Origin of the sequence: Actinacidiphila cocklensis, from assembly GCF_907177275.1 — a bacterium.
Taxonomy (GTDB): domain Bacteria; phylum Actinomycetota; class Actinomycetes; order Streptomycetales; family Streptomycetaceae; genus Actinacidiphila; species Actinacidiphila cocklensis.
The window spans coordinates 190,322-204,824 of record NZ_CAJSLV010000059.1 but is presented as its reverse complement, the minus strand read 5'-3'; the positions used below and the strand labels follow the sequence as shown (position 1 = coordinate 204,824).

At 72.2% G+C, this 14,503-nt stretch carries 17 protein-coding genes; 6 read left to right on the top strand and 11 right to left on the bottom strand.

The window, feature by feature from the left end; all coding sequences use genetic code 11:
• The 3 genes from NFU81_RS20140 to NFU81_RS20130 all read right to left on the bottom strand — a co-directional run.
• The coding region (locus NFU81_RS20140) for an FG-GAP repeat domain-containing protein (RefSeq protein WP_251491844.1) at window positions 1–2,034 on the bottom strand (2,034 nt) is incomplete at its 3' end.
• A 137-nt stretch (window positions 2,035–2,171) separates the two neighbouring features.
• Window positions 2,172–3,218: a mechanosensitive ion channel family protein gene (locus NFU81_RS20135; protein ID WP_251491842.1), complete on the bottom strand. Its 1,047-nt coding sequence runs from the start codon at window positions 3,216–3,218 to the stop codon at window positions 2,172–2,174.
• A 109-nt stretch (window positions 3,219–3,327) separates the two neighbouring features.
• The gene (locus tag NFU81_RS20130) at window positions 3,328–3,870 is read right to left on the bottom strand and encodes a GNAT family N-acetyltransferase (RefSeq protein WP_251491840.1); all 543 of its coding nucleotides are present in this window, start codon (window positions 3,868–3,870) and stop codon (window positions 3,328–3,330) included.
• A 151-nt stretch (window positions 3,871–4,021) separates the two neighbouring features.
• Between NFU81_RS20130 and NFU81_RS20125 the strand changes: the two genes are divergently transcribed.
• Window positions 4,022–5,029 carry a hypothetical protein gene (locus NFU81_RS20125; RefSeq protein WP_251491838.1) on the top strand — a complete coding sequence of 336 codons (1,008 nt, stop codon included), beginning with the start codon at window positions 4,022–4,024 and terminating at the stop codon, window positions 5,027–5,029.
• Window positions 5,030–5,201: 172 nt separating this feature from the next.
• Here the strand turns inward: NFU81_RS20125 and NFU81_RS20120 are convergent, their stop codons facing one another.
• The 5 genes from NFU81_RS20120 to NFU81_RS20100 form a co-directional block, all read right to left on the bottom strand.
• The gene (locus NFU81_RS20120) at window positions 5,202–6,881 is read right to left on the bottom strand and encodes a cellulase family glycosylhydrolase (protein WP_251491836.1); all 1,680 of its coding nucleotides are present in this window, start codon (window positions 6,879–6,881) and stop codon (window positions 5,202–5,204) included.
• Between the two features lie 184 nt (window positions 6,882–7,065).
• On the bottom strand, window positions 7,066–7,407 hold the full coding sequence (locus NFU81_RS20115; protein ID WP_251491834.1) for a VapC50 family PIN domain-containing toxin: 342 nt from the start codon (window positions 7,405–7,407) through the stop codon (window positions 7,066–7,068).
• A complete protein-coding gene (locus NFU81_RS20110; RefSeq protein WP_251491832.1) occupies window positions 7,408–7,623 on the bottom strand; it encodes a hypothetical protein in 216 nt (71 codons plus the stop codon).
• 3 nt (window positions 7,624–7,626) lie between these two features.
• The gene (locus tag NFU81_RS20105; protein WP_251491831.1) at window positions 7,627–8,085 is read right to left on the bottom strand and encodes a helix-turn-helix domain-containing protein; all 459 of its coding nucleotides are present in this window, start codon (window positions 8,083–8,085) and stop codon (window positions 7,627–7,629) included.
• Window positions 8,086–8,185: 100 nt separating this feature from the next.
• A complete protein-coding gene (locus NFU81_RS20100) occupies window positions 8,186–8,977 on the bottom strand; it encodes an SAM-dependent methyltransferase (protein WP_251491829.1) in 792 nt (263 codons plus the stop codon).
• A gap of 94 nt (window positions 8,978–9,071) precedes the next feature.
• Between NFU81_RS20100 and NFU81_RS20095 the strand changes: the two genes are divergently transcribed.
• On the top strand, window positions 9,072–9,722 hold the full coding sequence (locus NFU81_RS20095) for a winged helix-turn-helix transcriptional regulator (protein ID WP_251491827.1): 651 nt from the start codon (window positions 9,072–9,074) through the stop codon (window positions 9,720–9,722).
• Between the two features lie 31 nt (window positions 9,723–9,753).
• On the opposite strand, the gene NFU81_RS20090 is transcribed toward NFU81_RS20095, so the two are convergent.
• Window positions 9,754–10,215: a hypothetical protein gene (locus NFU81_RS20090; RefSeq protein ID WP_251491825.1), complete on the bottom strand. Its 462-nt coding sequence runs from the start codon at window positions 10,213–10,215 to the stop codon at window positions 9,754–9,756.
• Between the two features lie 103 nt (window positions 10,216–10,318).
• Here NFU81_RS20090 and NFU81_RS20085 point away from each other — a divergent pair, with 103 nt between their 5' ends.
• On the top strand, window positions 10,319–10,762 hold the full coding sequence (locus tag NFU81_RS20085) for a MarR family winged helix-turn-helix transcriptional regulator (protein ID WP_251491823.1): 444 nt from the start codon (window positions 10,319–10,321) through the stop codon (window positions 10,760–10,762).
• A 21-nt stretch (window positions 10,763–10,783) separates the two neighbouring features.
• On the opposite strand, the gene NFU81_RS20080 is transcribed toward NFU81_RS20085, so the two are convergent.
• Window positions 10,784–11,350, bottom strand: coding sequence for a TetR family transcriptional regulator (locus tag NFU81_RS20080; protein WP_251491821.1), 567 nt, complete (start codon window positions 11,348–11,350; stop codon window positions 10,784–10,786).
• Between the two features lie 87 nt (window positions 11,351–11,437).
• On the opposite strand from NFU81_RS20080, the gene NFU81_RS20075 reads away from it, so the two are divergent.
• Window positions 11,438–12,349 (top strand): SDR family oxidoreductase, encoded by a 912-nt coding sequence (locus NFU81_RS20075; RefSeq protein WP_251491819.1) that lies wholly within the window; start codon window positions 11,438–11,440, stop codon window positions 12,347–12,349.
• A gap of 38 nt (window positions 12,350–12,387) precedes the next feature.
• Window positions 12,388–12,903 (top strand): O-acetyl-ADP-ribose deacetylase, encoded by a 516-nt coding sequence (locus NFU81_RS20070; protein ID WP_251491817.1) that lies wholly within the window; start codon window positions 12,388–12,390, stop codon window positions 12,901–12,903.
• Window positions 12,904–12,924: 21 nt separating this feature from the next.
• On the opposite strand, the gene NFU81_RS20065 is transcribed toward NFU81_RS20070, so the two are convergent.
• Complete coding sequence (locus NFU81_RS20065; RefSeq protein ID WP_251491816.1) at window positions 12,925–13,488, bottom strand: DinB family protein; 564 nt, start codon at window positions 13,486–13,488, stop codon at window positions 12,925–12,927.
• Window positions 13,489–13,710: 222 nt separating this feature from the next.
• Here NFU81_RS20065 and NFU81_RS20060 point away from each other — a divergent pair, with 222 nt between their 5' ends.
• Entirely contained in the window at window positions 13,711–14,502 is a 792-nt protein-coding gene (locus tag NFU81_RS20060; protein ID WP_251491814.1) for a class I SAM-dependent methyltransferase, read from the top strand.
• Window position 14,503 lies beyond the last annotated feature (1 nt).

The following is a 14,503-nucleotide window of genomic DNA, read 5'->3' as shown; positions in this document are numbered from 1 at the left end:
GGTGCGCGCGGTGAAGGTGCCGGTGCCCGTGCCGAGGTAGAGCCACAGCACTCCGGCACTGTCGCGGGCCACCAGGTCGCCGGCGGAGATCCCGCCGACGTTGCCGACCGCGACGATCTGGTCGTAGAGGTTCCAGCCTCCGCCGACTCTGGTCCGCGACAGGTAGGGAGCCCTCCAGTTCCCGGTGCCCCTGTAGAGCCAGAGCACGCCGGCACTGTCGCGCGCCACGAGGTCGGACCGTCCGTCGCCGGAGAAGTCCCCCATGCCGGTGATCCGGTTGTAGATGTTCCAGCCGCCGCCGATGCGGGTGCGCGCGGTGAAGGTGCCGGTGCCCGTGCCGAGGTAGAGCCACAGCACTCCGGCACTGTCGCGGGCCACCAGGTCGCCGGCGGAGATCCCGCCGACATCGCCGACCGCGACGACGCGGTTGTAGGCGTTCCAGCCGCCGCCGATCCTCACCCGGGTGTTGCTCGTCAGTTGCACGCTCCCCGGAACCGGGATGGTGTCCTCCCGCCACAGCACACCGGCGCTGTCGCGGGCCAGCAGGTCCGGCGAGCCGTTGTCCGTGTAGTCATGGGGAGCCGGCTTGCGCGAGACCTTGAAGGTGCCGCTCGCGTTCAGCGCCGGCCCGAGTCCGTTGGACGGTGTCGCGGTGAGCTGCCACGTGTAGTCACCGTTGGGGGCCGAGCCCTTGTCGACCAGGCCGTCCCAGGTCACGAAGATCCGCCCCGAGAAATCCATCCGCACCGGCCGGGTGGTGTCGTCCGTGGGACTCAGATAGAGCCGGTCGACGGCGCCCGTGGCGGTGTGGCGCAGGGTGATGAACACGTCGGCGTTGCCGCGGGACAACTGCCACCGCGCCTTCCACGGAGCCGTATCGAGCGTCGTCACGGCAGGAACGCTGGAGCTGACCACACCGATCGCCGTGGGCAGGCCGGTGCGGGCGACCATGTCGACGGCTGGTGCACCGTCGGACCCCGCTGAGATCCGGTAGAGGCCCTCGCCCTGGGCCACGGTGCCGCCCATGACCAGCAGAGCGCCGTCCTGAGCGGACGTGAGGGACGTGGCGTGGTCCAGCAGCCTGCGGTCGGCGCCCCCGGCCAGGGGGACGGCCTTCAACGACATGTCGTTCTCGGGAGATCCGTCGTCGGCCTGCACGGCCGCGCCGAACACCGCCCAGTCCCCGGTCAGGCCCACCACGCTCCTGACCGGCCACTGACCCTCGTTCGTGTCGAACCGCGTCACCTGCCCCGTGGCCCTGTCCTCCACGGCCAGCACCGACGGGTCGGAAAACGCTATTGAGGCCATGTGCGTCGGTGTAACGGCGGTCAGCACCGATGGCGTGGCCACGTGGGACAGGGCGACGGCGCCGGACAGTACGTCGACGACCGCGTAGTGGTACGTCGAGGCCCCGTCCGCCGCCGTCTCGTACCGCAGCGCCAGCGAGCCGGGCCCCGCAGCGGTCACCGCGACCGACGTCGTGTCGGCCGGCAGCCCTGTGACCGTGCGGTCGGTCTGTACGCCGTCGGTGACGTCCAGAAGGTGCAACTCCTTGCACACGCCGGGGATCAGGCCGGAGTAGCGGCAGGCCGCCACCGTCGTGCCGACCGCCGCCAGGAAGTGGCGCGTGGTGCCCAACGCGACGGACGAGGTCGTTCCCGCAGCCATGTCGTGCAACTCGACACGGTGGTCGGCGGCGTCCTCGGTTCCGCGTTCCAGGGCCACGACGTCGGAGGCGTAACCGTGCGTCGGGATCGGCCGGTACCGGTCCGAACCCAGCGCCGTGGCCGCCCCGTCCGCGTACCGGGTCCACAGCAGACCGCCGTCCCGGTCGTTCGTCAGGAATCCGGTCGGGCCGGCGCTGAGGATCTCAGAACCCGGGGGGATGGCAAGGGCGGCGCTGCCGGTCGACGGCGTGGCCGCGCCCGGCGTGGATTCAGCGGTCGCGGTCACCGCCAGCGGTCCGACACCGGACGCCAGCACAAGAGCCACGGTGCCGGCGAGGAGTCGCCGGGCAGGACCGTTCAGCGCCACTTTTCCCCCTGGGCGAGCCCGTCTCACGCGACGGGACGGCAAGCGCGGGAAGGGCGATTCGAACCTGACCCGTCCACCGGGCCGAGGAATCCTCCGGTAGCCCCCCACGTTCGAATTCGCCCGGAGCATAGCAGCGTTCAGTCCGTGGCCGGGGCGGTCGGGGCTCCTGCGGTGGTGATGCGGGGGAGGGCGTGGGGGTATTCGTCGCGGAGCCATTCGATGAGGCGTTCGCGGACGATGCAGCGCAGGTTGAACAGGTCGTCGGCGTCCTTGGCCGTGACCAGGGCGCGCAGCTGGATGGTGGTCGGGGTGCTGTCGATCACCACCAGGTTCCACGCCCTGCGGTCCCACTCCTGCGCGTGCTCCAGGATCTCGTGCAGCCGCTTGCGCATGGCGTCGACGGGGGTGGTGTGGTCCAGGTGGAAGTAGACGGTCCCGGTGATCTGCGGGTCGCCGCGGGTCCAGTTCTCGAAGGGCTTGCTGGTGAAGTACGACACCGGCATGGTGATCCGCCGCTCGTCCCAGGTGCGCACGCTCAGATACGTCAGGGTGATCTCCTCGACCGTGCCCCACTCGCCGTCGACCACCACGGTGTCGCCGATCCGCACCATGTCGCCGAAGGCGATCTGCAGCCCGGCGAAGAGGTTGCCCAGCGTGGACTGGGCCGCCACGCCGGCGACCACGCCGATGATGCCCGCGGAGGCCAGCATCGAGGCCCCCAGGGTGCGCATCCCGGGGAAGGTGAACAGCATCGAGGCGACCGCGATCACGCCCACGATCGCGGTGAACACCCGCTGGATCAGGTTCGACTGGGTCCGCAGCCGGCGGATCTTCGGCACGTCCCGGGAGACGGCCGCGTAGCGGGCGTACGCGGAGTCGGTGACGGCGGTGGCCACCCGTACCGTCAGCCACGCCGTGGCGGCTATCAGCACCAGGGTGAGCACCTCGCCCGCCCCCGAGGCGTTGCGGTGCACGACGTGGGCGGCGCGGTACCCGCCGCGCAGTATCGCCGCGCAGATGACCACCTGCAGCGGCACCCGGCAGCGCCGCAGCAGGTGCCACAGCGGCGTCTCGGGGTGCCGCGCGTCGGCCGCCCGCAGCGTTCTGTCGACGAGGTAGCCCACGGCAAGGGTGACGGCGAGGGCCGTCCCCACCACGAGTACCGGTCGCAACGCGCCTTCCATCCCTCACCCCTCCGGTCCGTCGTCACGAGGCATCCATGTCGCGTACCCGGCCTGCCGCAGGCAACCCATCGTCGTCGCGATCCGTGCCCCGAGGGAGCGGAATCCCAGGTCAGGGGCGGTCCAGGCCCCAGGTCTGCAGGGCGTAGGGGCGGCCCTTCTCCTCGCCCTCGATCAGCGGCACGTCGAGGAGGGTGAAGCCCACCCGGGCGGCCACGGCGAGGCTGGCGGCGTTCTCGGCCTCCAGCTCCAGGATCACGCGGTCGGCGCCCAGCTGCTCGAAGGCGTACCCGGCCATCACCCGCACCGAGCGGGCGGCGAGCGCCTGGCCGCGGTGGGCCGGGCCGACCGCGTAACCGAGTTCCGTGCCCTCGGGGGCGCGCCGGAGCATCACCTCGCCGAGGGGCGCGCTGCCGTCGACGGTGATGGCCAGCAGGATCGCCGTGCCCTCCGCCCGCAGCTGCCGGGCGCGGTCCAGCCGGGTGCGGGCGGCCGCGTCGTCGAAGGGGGAGACGATCGGCGTCCAGTACGCGATGTCGGGGTGGTCGAACAGGTCGTGCATCGCCGGCAGGTCCGCCTCCGTCCAGTCGCGCAGGACGAGGCCCTCCCCCGCCAGCTCGATGCGCTCGGGAAAGGGCGACGTGGTGCCGCTCATGGTGCAGACCTCCTGGCTTGTCCGGAACGAGGCAGGATATTCGACGCCGCCTGCGCCCCCGCTCGGGCTCCTGACTGGTGAGGTGTCGCGCCCGCACTGGTTTGATGGTCCCTGAACGGTTCGACACCGGTGTGGTGATCCTGGGGGGGACATGACTGCTCATGTGGAGCAGGCTGAGTCGCGTGCCGAGAGCGCCGGGCGGCCGCGTACCGCCCGGTGGGCCGGCCTGCTCGGACTGGGGCTCACCGGAGCCGTCGTCTCGGTGATCCCGGTCGTCGGGGCGCAGTCGTGGCTGGAGGGCTCCGGCGTGCCGTTCGGGCTGCTCGGTGCCGCGGTCGTCGTCCTGCTGGGACTGCTGGTGGGCGTCCCGCCGATGCTGCTGGCCTTCCGCGGCGTCCAGCGCACCTGGGGCACGGACATGAAGCCGCTGCTGGGCCGCGTCCTGCTCGCCGACGCCCTGGTGATGCTGCTGCTCGTCCGGCTTCTCCCCTTCCACTGGGGGGTGCTGAGCTGCCTGGTCTACTGCCTGCCCGCGCTGTGCGTGGCATGGGCGTCGATCGTGCGGTCGCGGACGGCGGTGCTGGCGGCCGTCGTCGGCCTGTTCGCCGTGTACGCCGTCGCGGTGCCGGTGCGGGGCCTGCAGCAGCATGTCGCCGCCGAGCAGTGGCTGCGGTCCCACGCCGTCCCGTCCCGCACCCTCGCCCAGGTGGTCACCCTCCCGGGGATGACGCAGGAGCCCTACACCTGGGACGGTCGGCGGCTCACCGCCCTCTTCGACTTCCCCGCGGGCCCGATGGACGCCTGGATGGGCGCCGAGGTGGTCACCCCCGGCACGACGGACCCCTGCGGCCCGCTGCTGGAGGCCGACGGCGACACGACCCGCTCGGTGTCCCCGCCGTGCGTCCACGAGGCACCCGGCCTGTGGTTCCGCGGCACACCGCAGGACGCCGTCGGGTACGTCCTGCAGCGGGACGGCGTGACCATCACCCTGACCGGCGGCGTCTGGGCGCAGGGCGACGAGTCCGACTCCGCGTACGCGGCACGCCGCAGAACCGCCCTGCGCGAGGTGATCCTCGCGGCCCACACCGCGACCGACGCCGACCTGTGGGCACGCATGGGCTCGACGCCCACGTCCCTGCTGGCCCGCCTGCTGCTCTGACCCGTCCGGTCACGCCGGCCGTGGCGTCTCCTGGAGCCGCCGGAAGAGCGGGTGCGGCTGCGGCAGCAGGCCGTCGACCGGCGTCAGGCGGGCGGTGATCCGGTCGGCCGTCCGCACCGGGGTGTGGACGCCGGGCTTCGCAGGCCGCGGCGTCCACACCCCGGTGTCGGGCTCAGCCCAGGGTGCAGGCGCTGCCGTTGAGGGTGAAGGCGGTCGGGACGGAGTTGGCGGAGCCCGAGGTGCCGATGAAGCCGAGGGAGACCGAGCCGGCGGCGGGGATCACGGAGGTGTACGGGGCGGGCGCGACGCTCACCGTGGTGCCGGTCTGGGCGGCGGTGGCGCCCCACATGTTGGCGACGGTCTGGCCGTCGGCGAACGAGAAGCCCAGCGTCCAGCCGCTGATGGCGGTGGCGCCGGTGTTGCGGATCGTGATGTCGCCCTGGAAGCCGCCGGGCCAGCTGCCGGTGACGCGGTAGGCGACGGAGCAGCCCACGGCGGGCGCCTTGGCGGTGGTGACGCTGACCGTGGCCGAGCGCGACGAGCGGTTGCCCGCGGCGTCGCGCGCGTAGACGGCGAAGGTGTACGCCGTGTTCGGGGTCAGGCCGGTGATGGCGGCGGTGGTGGTGGCCGAGGCGCCGGCTGCGGTCTCGGTGGTGCCGTCGACGCGGACGACGTCGTAGCCGGTGACGCCGACGTTGTCGGTGGCGGCGGTCCAGCCGAGGGTGGCGGACGTGGCCGTCACGGCGGAGGCGGCCGGGGTGCCGGGGGTGGTCGGCGCCTGGGTGTCACCCGTGCTGCCGCCGCCGTAGACGGTGGCCTCCTTGGCGGTCTGGGCGATGCCGTTGACGCCGTTGAAGATGCGCTGCCCCCAGGCGCTGAGCTGGTTCCGGTCGAAGTTGATCGCCAGGTCGAGGATCGGGTCGGTGTTGCCGCTCCAGGACCAGGCCAGGTAGCCGAGCTTGAGCGACTGCGCGTCGGCCATCATGGTGTCCTCGTCGGGGTCGCCGTACTGGTCGGCGGGGCCGCCGAACTCACCGATGAGGATGGGGAGTTTGGCGGTGACGAAGGCGTTCAGGTAGTCGGTGATCTCCTGGGCGGTGTCGAACACGCTGTACATGTGGATCGAGAAGATCAGGTTGCCGGTGGTGTCCGCGTTGTAGACGGACTGCGCGTTGGCGCGCATGACGCCCTGCCAGTCCTGGCCCCAGTTGGGCGCGTCCACCATGATCGTGTGCTGGAACCCGGCGGCGCGCAGCTTCTGGACGGCGGCGATGGTGGGGGCGGTCCAGCCGGCGGGGTCGGTGTTGCCCCAGGGCTCGTTGCCGATGTTGATGATGACGTAGTTCTCCTGGCCGGCGAGCACGTCCTTGAGGGTGATCCAGTAGTCGGCCGCCTCGTCGAGCGTGCCGGCCGCGGAGTCCTCGCCGTAGCCGGTGGTGTCGTGCACCTCCAGCACGCAGATGAGCCGCAGGGACTTGCACTGTGAGATGAGGGAGGCGACCTCGGCGGGGCTGGTCTTCGTCCAGCGGTGCCCGTCGGACAGCACGATGCGGACGGAGTTGGCGCCCAGCGCCTTGATGTCGGCGAGCGACTGCGTCTGGCCGGTGTACCAGGTGTACGCGTGGTTGACGCCGCGCATGACGAAGTCGTTGCCGTTGCCCTCGACCAGGCGGCCGTTGCTGATGTGCAGGCCCGTGGCGGCGGCGGCCGCGGCCGCGCTCGGCGCCTTCGTGCCGGCCTGCGCGCTCACCGGGGAGAGGGCGCCGAGGACGACGGCCCCGATGAGGGCGGCCAGCGCGGTCACCAGGCGGATGATCGGACGTATTCGTGTCGTGCGTCGTTCTGTTCTCACTGCGACTCCAGGGAGTGAGCGCCGACCGACGTGCGGCGTGGGGGGAAAGTGGGAGCGCTCCCATGAAGCCATCGCCCCCCTCCCGCGTCAAGGGATCACACACGCCCGACCTTTCGCCCGCGCGACCGGGTGCGCTCTGTCGGCCCGCCTCGTTCCGGGGGTGTGGGATCCGGTCTTCCCGACGTCAGTTCAGGGCGCGTAATGCAGCGACCGAGGCCACCAGGCCGGTCCGCTCCAGCCGCACCAGGAGGTCCGCGACGGTCAACGGCGGCTTCTTGCAACTGTCGGCGATGCGCTGGAGGACCGCGTACACGATCTGCGGGTTGAGGTCGATCTGCGCTTCGAGGAACGCGTCGGGGTGAACGGCCTCGACGTCCCAGGGCGTCAGTGCTTCCCGCGGGAAGTCTTTCAAGTTGAACGTGACGATCACCTGGGCCTTGGCGCGTATCGCCGCTGCCAGTACGTGACGGTCGTCGGGGTCGGGCAGTTGTACCGCGTCGATGAGGGGCTCATACCCGAGGACCATTCAGTCCCTGACGGCCCCTTTCATCGCGTCCCGCGTCCGCTCCAGCCTGCCCGCGTCGAGGTCGGGGCGGTTGGCCCTGAGGTTCCTGAACGTCTCGTCAAGGATCGTCTCGGTCCTTTTGGCCTGCACCAGACCCGCTGCGGCGACGCGGATCAGGACGTCACGCAGGACGCTCGGGTAGAGCACGTTGGCGTCATAGACGGCGACAAAGGCCATGGATCACATCAGTCCCATCTCCTGGCCGAGCTGTGTCAGCTCGTCGGCCGCCGCACGCCGCCGACGGTCGTCCTGCTGCTTGTACTCGATGAGCGAGGACGCCTTGATCCTGCGGTGGGTGCCGACGTTGCGGTATTCGATCTCGCCGGCATTGAGGAGGCCGATGAGGAAAGGCCTGGAGACGTTGAGCACATCCGCGGCCTGCTGGGTGGTCAGCTCCGCGTTCGCCGGGACGACGGAGACCCCTCGGCCGGCTCCCAGGTGCGCGAGCATGCCCGCCAGGAGTTCGACGGCCTCGCGAGGCAGGGTCAGCTGCTCCGGTGTGCCGTCGGCCACGGTGACCGTGATCTCGCGAAGGTCCTGGTGGGCCTCCAGGTAGCTGCGGACCTGCCTGAGCGCGTGGTTCACGGAGGCGGCCTGCTCGGGAGGGATCGTCACGGGCCTGATGTCTGTCTTGGTCATCGCGCACCCCTTGCCACTCCGGAAGATGCTACGTCCTGTAGATGTAGTATCCGAAATAATCGAAACATCCGCAACGGGGAAATCGCCCGTCGGTGTCACGTCACGGCGTGCCGGGTGCCGTGAAGGTGCCGCGGTGGACGGTCAGGGTGCCGGAGGTCAGGGCGATGGCGTAGTTGAGCATGCGGGTGGGGCCGTCGGTCAGGAGGGCGGGGAGGGAGACGGGGGGTGGGGCGGTGGCCAGGCGGCGGCCGAGGTCTGCGAACCAGGCGGTGGTCCAGGCAGTGTCGTCCGACCACTCGACGAGGTCGAAGCCGGCGGCCTGGATGCTGCGGCGCAGCTCGCCGGCGGTGGGCAGGAAGCTGTCGGTGCCGTCGAGGGACCACGGCAGGGGGAGCGGCGGGGGCGTGCTGCCGGTGCGGCAGACCTCAAAGACCGCGAGCCGGCCGCCCGGGCGCAGGCGGGCGGCGATGCCGGCGTAGAAGGCCCGCTTGTCCCGCACGTTCATCTGGACGTGCATCGTGAGGGCGGCGTCGAAGTCCGCCCGGGGGAGGCCGGTCAGCGGGGTGTGGAGGAAGGTGACCCGGTCCGCCAGGCCAGCGCCGCGGGTCAGTTCGACCGCGGCGGCCACGTACGAGGCGGTGATGTCGACGCCGACGACGTCGCAGCCGGTGGTGCGGGCGATCTGGCGGGCGGGGCCGCCCAGGCCCGAGCCGACGTCGAGCGCGGTCATCCCGCGGCCGAGCCGCAGCCCGGGGAGCAGCCGGTCGACCGCCTGCGGCCCGCCGGCGTGGAACTGGTCGATGCCGTCGAGCTGCTCCTGGGTGAGCGCTGCCACGTCCTGCCCGGCCAGCCGCTCGACGGTGGGGACGATGTCGGACTCGGTGTAGGTCATCGGCGCTGCCTCCTGGGCCGGGCGGGTGGTGCTGTGGTTGCAAAAATAAAGCGGCCACTTGAGAAATTCGAGCTGGAAGGGGTAGTCTCGGGTCATGAAGAGTTACCGGCAGTACTGCTCCGTCGCCCGCGCCCTGGACGTCGTCGGCGACCGCTGGGTGCTGCTCATCGTGCGCGAGCTGCTCGCGCTGGGGCCGAGCCGCTACACCGACCTCAGGCGCGGCCTGCCGGGGATCGCGACCAACCTGCTCGCCGACCGCCTCAAGGCCATGGAGGCCGACGGGCTGATCGAGCGGTACGACGCGCCGCCGCCGGTCGGCACCACCCTCTTCCGGCTCACCGGCCGCGGCCGCGAACTCCAGGGTGTGGTGCAGGCGCTGGCCCGGTGGGGCATGGCGAGCATGCCGTCGGGACCGGATGCGCAGGACGCCGTCCAGCCGCACTGGTCGGCGCTCGCGTGGGTGCTGCTGCCCGGCCGCCCCTCCCCCGACGCCGAGGTCGTCGTGGGGATCGCGTCGGAGGGCGAGACGCTGTGCGTCGTCCTGCGCCCGGCCGGCGACTTCGAGATCCGCCGCGGGGCCGCTCGGGCCGCGGACGTCACCCTCGCCGGCACCTCGATGCTCATCGGCGCGGTGCTGTCCGGACTGCTGGGCGCGGAGGCGGCGGAGGGCCTCGGCCTGGTGATCGAGGACCCCCGCGGGCTGCTGCCCGGCCTCGTCGCCGCACCGGCGCGCGCGGCCTCCTGACCGCCGTCCGCGCCGGTGCGCCGCGGGCAGGTCAGCCGGCCTGGGCGGCCGCGCCCTCGGTGACCGCGAGCAGCACGGTGACGGCGGTGTCGAGCATGGCCGGGTCGATGCCGGCGTAGGCGGCGTCGGTGGTCTCGCGGGCGTGCGCGTACAGGCTCGCGAAGCGGGTGGCGCCGGCGGCGGTCAACTCCGCGGTGGCGGGGCGGTCCTCGGGCCGGTACGTGATCTGGCCGGACGCCGCCGCCGCTTCGAGGACGCGGAGGGTGTCGGGCTCGGCCAGGTCCATGCGCAGGCCCAGTTCCCGCACCACGTCCCCGACCGGGAGGGCGCCCTTCTCCTTGAGCAGGGTCATCAGCATCCAGGTCGGGAAGTCCGTGTCGAAGTCGGTCAGGGCGCGGTGGTGCAGCTTGCCGACCTGGCGTGCGGCCTGGCCGAGTGCCTGGCCGAAGCTGGGGCGCGGGGTGGCGGTGTGGGTCTCGGAGGTGGCGGTCATCTGCGATCTCCTTGCGGCGAGATGATTGGTGGGGCCAACGTTGGTGTGGCCAACGATACACCGTTAATCGAGGGTCGCGCCAACAATCTGTTAGCCTGCGCCGATGGACGATGTCGCGAGCATCCCGCCGGCCCGGCTGCGCGCCATGCCCAGCTGGCTGATCAACCATGCGGCGATCACGGCCAACCGGCTGACCGACCGGGCGCTGGCCGGTACGGGCTCGCGCCGCTACCACTTCGCGATGCTGGCCGCCCTCGACGAGTACGGCCCGTCGAGCCAGGCCGCTCTGGGCAGGTGTACGGCCATCGACCGCAGCGACGTCGCGGCCGCGGTCAACCTGATCGTGGAGCGGGGCTTCGCCCGGCGCGGTCCCGATCCGGCCGACGGGCGGCGCAACATCGTGACGATCACCGCCGCGGGCAGGGAGCATCTGGAGGAGCTCGCCGTGCTGCTGGACCAGGCCCAGGGCGAACTGCTGCGCACGCTCTCGCCGGCCGAGTCGACAGCCGTGACCGGCCTGCTCTCCCGGGTCGTCGACGACCACTGAAAAGCGCGGGCCGCGCCCGGGCTATCCCGTGGCGGCTATGTCGCGCAGCTGCGCCAGCGCGTCCCCGGCGAACAGTGCGAACGGCCGCCGCTGCGGGTCGTCGACCCACTGCTCGAACGCGACGTGCATGAGCGTCGTCCCGGTGAGGGCGGTGAGGGTGGCGGCGTTGTCGGCGACGCCCCGCGCGCGCAGCGCCTGCGCCATCGCGGCGGACAGCGACGCGGCCTTGATCAGCTCGCGCTCCTGCAGCTCGCGGCTGGAGGCGATGATCCGGTGCCGCGGCCCGGTGAAGTCGCGGACCTCCTCGAACCGCTGGGCGGCGGCGTCCAGTGCGGCGCCGATCATGCCGAGCGGTGAGGCGCCCGCGGGGGCCGCCTCGATGGCGGCGACCATCTGCTGTTCGAGCAGTTCCGAGCCCCAGAAGAGCACCTCGCGCTTGTCCGCGAAGTACCGGAAGAACGTCCGCTTGGTGAGCCCGGCGCGTTCCGCGATCTCCGCGACGGTCGTCTCGTCGTAGCCGCGCTCGCCGTAGAGGGCGAGGGCCGCCTCCTGCAGCCGTGCCCGCGCGTCCGGCTGCCATCTGCCCATGCGGCAAGACTAGCTGATGTCACCTGGTGTCATCAGGGTGTAGTCTGATGACACCAGGTGACATCACCCTTTCCAGGAGGTTTTCCCATGCGTGTATTCGTGACCGGCGCGTCCGGACACATCGGCTCCGCGGTCGTACCCGAACTGCTCGGGGCCGGGCACCAGGTCGTGGGGCTGGCGCGTTCCGACAGCTCGGCCGAGGCGCTCGCGGCCGCCGGCGCCGAGGTCAGGCGCGGCGACCTGGACGACCTCGACGGGCTGCGCGAGGCCGCCGCGGCCGCCGACGGCGTCATCCATCTCGCCTTCAAGCACGACCTGATGGCGACCGGCGACTTCCCCGCCGCGGTCGCCGCCGACCTCGCCGCCATCGAGGCGCTCGGCTCGGCGCTGGAAGGCACCGGCAAGCCGTTCGTCACCACCTCCGGCACCCTCATGCTGACCTTCGCGGGCATCACGGGACGGCCGGGCACCGAGTCCGACGCCGCCCCCGCAGGACCGCGGGTCGACGCGGAGAACTACGTGGTCGCGCTCGCGGACAAGGGCGTACGGTCCTGCGTCGTCCGGCTGCCGCCGATCGTGCACAGCCCGCTCGACCACCACGGCTTCGTCCACGTCCTGACCGGCATCGCCCGGCAGGCCGGCGTGTCCGGCTACGTCGAGGACGGCGCCAACCGCTGGCCCTCGGTGCACACGCTGGACGCCGCACGGGTCTACCGGCTGGCCCTGGAGGACGTACCGGCCGGCAGCCGGCTGCACGCGGTCGCGGACGAGGGCGTCCCCTTCCGCGACATCGCGGCCGCCATCGGGCGCGGGGCCGGCGTACCGACGGCCGCCATCTCCGCGGCGGACGCCGGCGAGCGCTTCGCCTTCCTCGGCGCCTTCGTCGGCGTGGACAACCCGGTGTCCAGCGAGGTGACCCGCAAGCTGCTCGGGTGGGAGCCGGCGCACCCCGGACTCGTCGAGGACCTGGCGGCCGGGCACTACTTCGTCCGGGACTGACCGCGCCCGATCCCCCCGGACTGCGCGACCATGGGGGCATGGCCACCAAAATCTCGCTCGTCCAGGGCGACATCACCGATCAGCATGTCGACGCGATCGTCAATGCGGCGAACTCGTCGCTTCTCGGCGGTGGTGGGGTCGACGGGGCGATCCACCGCCGGGGCGGACCGGAAATCCTGGAGGCCTGCCGGAAGTTGCGGGCCTCCCACTACGGCTGGGGGCTGCCGGTGGGGAAGGCCGTCGCCACTCCCGCCGGGCGGCTCGGGGTGCGCTGGGTCATCCACACCGTGGGTCCGCTGTGGTCGGCGAGCGAGGACCGCTCGGCCCAGCTCGCCTCCTGCTACAGCGAATCGCTGCGCGTGGCCGACGAGTTGGGGGCCGAGTCGGTCGCCTTCCCCGCGGTGTCCACCGGCGTCTACGGCTGGCCGATGGACGACGGCGCCCGCATTGCCCTGGAGACCGTCCAGGCTGCGGACACCGCGGTGGCGGACGTGCGGTTCGTGCTCTTCGACGACACCGCGTACGCCGCCTTCGACCGGCTGCTGCAGGCCTGACCCGGAGCCCGAACCGCCCGGTCAGCCCATGGTCTTCGCGCCGTCCAGGGACTCGCGGATGATGTCGGCGTGGCCGGCGTGCTGGGCGGTCTCCGCGATGATGTGCAGCATCACCCGGCGGGCCGACCAGCTGGCGCCGGGCTCGAACCACGGGGCCTGCGGCAGCGGCTGTGCTTCGTCGAGGCTGGGCAGGGTGCGGACCAACTCGTCCGTCCTGTAGGCCTGTTCGGCGTACGCGGCGAGCACGTCGGCCAGCGTGTCGCCGGGCAGCATGCGGAACTCGTCGAGCCGGGCCTGGAAGTCCGCCTCGGTCATGTCGTTCGCGTCGCGCATCGCCGACGGGCCGTCCACGACGAAGTTCGCCCAGTTGCGCTCGACGGACGTCACGTGCTTGATCAGGCCGCCCAGGCACAGCGCGCTCGCGGTGGTCCGCAGGCCGGCCTGCTCGTCGGTGAGGTCGCGGGTGGTGAAGCGCAGGAAGTGGCGGTGCTTGGCCAGCATCTCCAGCAGGTCGGTGCGCTCGCCGCTCAGCTCCGCCGCGTTGCCGGTGGCGGCTGCGGCGTGGTCGATCGTCCGGTCGCTCATGGTCGGCGCCTCTCGCTCGGGTGGGTCGTTACGGGTTCGGTCCGGGCGCCCGCCAGGGGGTTCCCGTCCGGGGGCCGCCGTCGAAGACCACGGTAGAAGCCAAAGCGGTCAGGTTCCGTCCTATATCGACGGTGGCACGCCGGGCCTTCCCCGGCGTCGCCCGCCGGTGCTCCTAAGCTCCGCTGTGGAACGTTCACCCTCAAAGCTGCGGGAGACGACGCTATGGCCGGCCAGGACGAGGAACGGGACCGACGGGCGGGGGTGTTCGGCTCCGTCGCGGAGGACTACGCCCGGCTGCGGCCCGCGCCCTGCGAGGAGGCCGTGCGGTGGCTGCTGCCGGACGGCTCCCGCCGGGCGCTGGACCTGGCGGCCGGCGCCGGCACCCTGACCCGGCTGCTCACCGAGGCGGTGCCCGAGGTGACCGCGGTCGAGCCGGACGGCCGGATGCGGCTCGTGCTCGCCGCCCGCTGCCCCGGCGCGACCGTCCTGGAGGGCACCGCGGAGGCGCTGCCGCTGCCCGACGGGCGGTTCGACGCGGTGGTCGTGGCGTCGGCCTGGCACTGGTTCGACCCGGTGCGGGCGGTGCCCGAGATCGGGCGGGTGCTGCGGCCCGGCGGGCAGCTCGGCGTGGTCTGGAACAGCCTGGACGTCGCCGTGCCGTGGGTCGCCGAGTGGTACGCCCTGCTGCGGCCCGTCCACGCCGCCGCCGCGCCGAGGGAGCCCGCGCAGCGCCTGGCGTCGCGCGGCGTGCAGCTGCGGACCGACCTGAACGCTCCCGGCTCGCCCTTCGGCGAGGTCGAGGAACACGCCTTCACCTGCACCCGGCGCAGTACGGCGGGGGACGCGGCCGCGCTGCTGGGCACCTACAGCCGCGTCATCCTGCTGCCCGAGGAGGAGCGGCGCGAACTGCTCGCCAAGGCCGAGGAGAAGCTGCGGGACAGGCTGGGGCTCGTCGGCGACGAGGAGTTCGACCTGCCGTTCCGCTCGCTGTGCTGGCGCGCGGCGCGGGCCTGAG

What these genes read in the sequence shown, in the direction of transcription:
- NFU81_RS20135 (WP_251491842.1), bottom strand. Translation starts at nt 3,218, where the DNA reads ATGGAAGGCGCGTTGCGACCGGTACTCGTGGTGGGGACGGCCCTCGCC.
- NFU81_RS20130 (WP_251491840.1), bottom strand. Translation starts at nt 3,870, where the DNA reads ATGAGCGGCACCACGTCGCCCTTTCCCGAGCGCATCGAGCTGGCGGGG.
- NFU81_RS20125 (WP_251491838.1), top strand. Translation starts at nt 4,022, where the DNA reads ATGACTGCTCATGTGGAGCAGGCTGAGTCGCGTGCCGAGAGCGCCGGG.
- NFU81_RS20115 (WP_251491834.1), bottom strand. Translation starts at nt 7,407, where the DNA reads ATGGTCCTCGGGTATGAGCCCCTCATCGACGCGGTACAACTGCCCGAC.
- NFU81_RS20110 (WP_251491832.1), bottom strand. Translation starts at nt 7,623, where the DNA reads ATGGCCTTTGTCGCCGTCTATGACGCCAACGTGCTCTACCCGAGCGTC.
- NFU81_RS20105 (WP_251491831.1), bottom strand. Translation starts at nt 8,085, where the DNA reads ATGACCAAGACAGACATCAGGCCCGTGACGATCCCTCCCGAGCAGGCC.
- NFU81_RS20100 (WP_251491829.1), bottom strand. Translation starts at nt 8,977, where the DNA reads ATGACCTACACCGAGTCCGACATCGTCCCCACCGTCGAGCGGCTGGCC.
- NFU81_RS20095 (WP_251491827.1), top strand. Translation starts at nt 9,072, where the DNA reads ATGAAGAGTTACCGGCAGTACTGCTCCGTCGCCCGCGCCCTGGACGTC.
- NFU81_RS20090 (WP_251491825.1), bottom strand. Translation starts at nt 10,215, where the DNA reads ATGACCGCCACCTCCGAGACCCACACCGCCACCCCGCGCCCCAGCTTC.
- NFU81_RS20085 (WP_251491823.1), top strand. Translation starts at nt 10,319, where the DNA reads ATGGACGATGTCGCGAGCATCCCGCCGGCCCGGCTGCGCGCCATGCCC.
- NFU81_RS20080 (WP_251491821.1), bottom strand. Translation starts at nt 11,350, where the DNA reads ATGGGCAGATGGCAGCCGGACGCGCGGGCACGGCTGCAGGAGGCGGCC.
- NFU81_RS20075 (WP_251491819.1), top strand. Translation starts at nt 11,438, where the DNA reads ATGCGTGTATTCGTGACCGGCGCGTCCGGACACATCGGCTCCGCGGTC.
- NFU81_RS20070 (WP_251491817.1), top strand. Translation starts at nt 12,388, where the DNA reads ATGGCCACCAAAATCTCGCTCGTCCAGGGCGACATCACCGATCAGCAT.
- NFU81_RS20065 (WP_251491816.1), bottom strand. Translation starts at nt 13,488, where the DNA reads ATGAGCGACCGGACGATCGACCACGCCGCAGCCGCCACCGGCAACGCG.
- NFU81_RS20060 (WP_251491814.1), top strand. Translation starts at nt 13,711, where the DNA reads ATGGCCGGCCAGGACGAGGAACGGGACCGACGGGCGGGGGTGTTCGGC.